The sequence below is a fragment of the Streptomyces sp. NPDC054932 genome (assembly GCF_053610205.1).
This window is the reverse complement of the sequence record NZ_JBSGXU010000382.1, coordinates 1-1,844: the sequence shown is the minus strand read 5'-3', so window position 1 is coordinate 1,844 and position 1,844 is coordinate 1. Positions and strand designations below refer to the sequence as shown.

2 protein-coding genes are annotated in these 1,844 nt (G+C 71.4%); one reads left to right on the top strand and one right to left on the bottom strand.

Annotated features, from left to right (window positions below; translation table 11 throughout):
* Positions 1–121: 121 nt before the first annotated feature.
* The gene (locus tag ACWGE1_RS40965) at positions 122–628 is read right to left on the bottom strand and encodes a DinB family protein (protein WP_453425554.1); all 507 of its coding nucleotides are present in this window, start codon (positions 626–628) and stop codon (positions 122–124) included.
* Positions 629–899: 271 nt separating this feature from the next.
* Between ACWGE1_RS40965 and ACWGE1_RS40960 the strand changes: the two genes are divergently transcribed.
* Positions 900–1,562, top strand: coding sequence for an O-methyltransferase (locus ACWGE1_RS40960; RefSeq protein WP_453425553.1), 663 nt, complete (start codon positions 900–902; stop codon positions 1,560–1,562).
* Positions 1,563–1,844: the final 282 nt, after the last annotated feature.

The following is a 1,844-nucleotide window of genomic DNA, read 5'->3' as shown; positions in this document are numbered from 1 at the left end:
CGCTGGGAGGTGCCCCCTGGGCGGAGGAGCGCCGTTGTACTGGACGTACTGCGGTGCTCCGACAACGCGGCGAGGTGCGGTGCCGGGCGGCGCGGACCCGGCAAGATCCGAAAGAGACGGCCTAGCCGCCGGTCGTGCCGTCGAGCATCTCGCGCAGGATGTCCAGGTGGCCGTTGTGGCGGGCCGTCTCCTCGGTGAGGTGAAGGAGGATCCAGCGCAGGTCGACCCGGAGGCCGTCGCGGATGGTTCGCTCGGCCCGGTCGTCCAGGCCGTTCCCGGCGACCAGTTCGCGGTAGCGGGAGCTCTGTTCGGCGTATTCGTCGAGCAACTGCGTGAGCGGGAAGTCGACGGCGATGCGCATCTCGCGGTCGGGGTCCTCCTCGGTCCACGGGCCCCGGTCCTCCTCGCCGAGGAAGACCACCTGGAACCAGTAGTACTCGACCCAGCGGAGGTGGTTGATCACTCCGCTCATCGTCATCAGCGGTGATCCCGGCAGGAGCGCCTTGCGGGCGTTCTCCGCAGACACGCCATCGCACTTGGCGCGGGCGGTGTCACGTGTGTAGTCGAGAAACGTGGTGAGCTGGGTGCGCTCGTCCCACGAGGGCGGCGTGTCGTCGATTCTGATCATCGCGCGAAGCATCCCCGACCACCGCGACCGGTGTCGAGGCATTTTCGACGGGCCCAACCCGCTCCACCCGGCTCCTCGTCCGGCGGACCGCTACAGCGACTCCGTCCCGGTGGGCCACCGCCATACCGGTGCCGGGCTGTTCCGGGGCCCGATGACGCTGCGGCCGAAGCGGTCCGGACCGCAGCGGCACACGGCTCGGCTCCCTGTCGAAACCCCACCGCCTGCTATAAGTTCCCAGAGGAAACTGACCCGATGTGAGAGAGGGCGCCCCATGGCTCAGCAGACGTGGACGGCCGTTGACCACTACTTCGACGGCCTCCTGGTCGACGAGGACGAGGCCCTGGTCCGCGCGGCCGCCGATGCCGAGGCCGCCGGCCTGCCCGCCCACCAAGTGGCCCCGAACCAGGGCAAGCTGCTGAACCTGCTCGCCCGCGTCCGCGGCGCCCGCCGCATCCTGGAGATCGGCACCCTGGGCGGCTACAGCACCATCTGGCTGGCCCGCGCCCTCCCGGCCGACGGCCGGCTGGTCACGCTGGAGGTCGACGAGCGGTGCGCCGACGTCGCCGCCGCGAACATCGCCCGGGCCGGGGTGTCCCACGTCGTCGAGATCCGGCGCGGGCGCGCCGTCGACCTGCTGCCCGGGCTCACCGACGAGGCCCCCTTCGACCTGGTCTTCATCGACGCCGACAAGCCGTCGAACCCGGAGTACCTCCAGTGGGCCCTGAAGCTCACCCGGCCCGGCAGCGTCATCATCGGCGACAACGTCGTCCGCGACGGCGCCGTCGTCGACCCGGACAGCCCTGACCCCCGCGTCCAGGGCGTCCGCCGGTTCACCGAGCTCATCGCCGAACACCCGCGGTTGACGGCCACCGCCCTCCAGACCGTCGGCAGCAAGGGCTACGACGGTCTCGTCCTGGCCCTGGTCACCGACTGACCCGCGGCCGAGCGGCAGCCCAGGAGGGCGGGACAGGTGAGGCGCGGCTCCGGGCAAGGAGAGATCCCCGTCGTGAAGGATGACGTGCTGAGCCGGGAGCAGACGGGCGAGGCCCGCTGCGCCCGTCACCGGGGGCGGGTCGGCGTCGTGGAATCCTCCGGGCCCAGGGGGTGCCCGCAAAGTCCCGCCCGGCCCGCGACGCCCGGCACGGCGCCTCGCCGCGTTGTCGAAGCGCGCGAGTACGAACAGGTACGAGCTGCGCCTCTCCGTCTTGCGATGCAC

Coding starts and splice junctions, on each gene's coding strand:
- ACWGE1_RS40965 (WP_453425554.1), bottom strand. CDS start 628: ATGATCAGAATCGACGACACGCCGCCCTCGTGGGACGAGCGCACCCAG.
- ACWGE1_RS40960 (WP_453425553.1), top strand. CDS start 900: ATGGCTCAGCAGACGTGGACGGCCGTTGACCACTACTTCGACGGCCTC.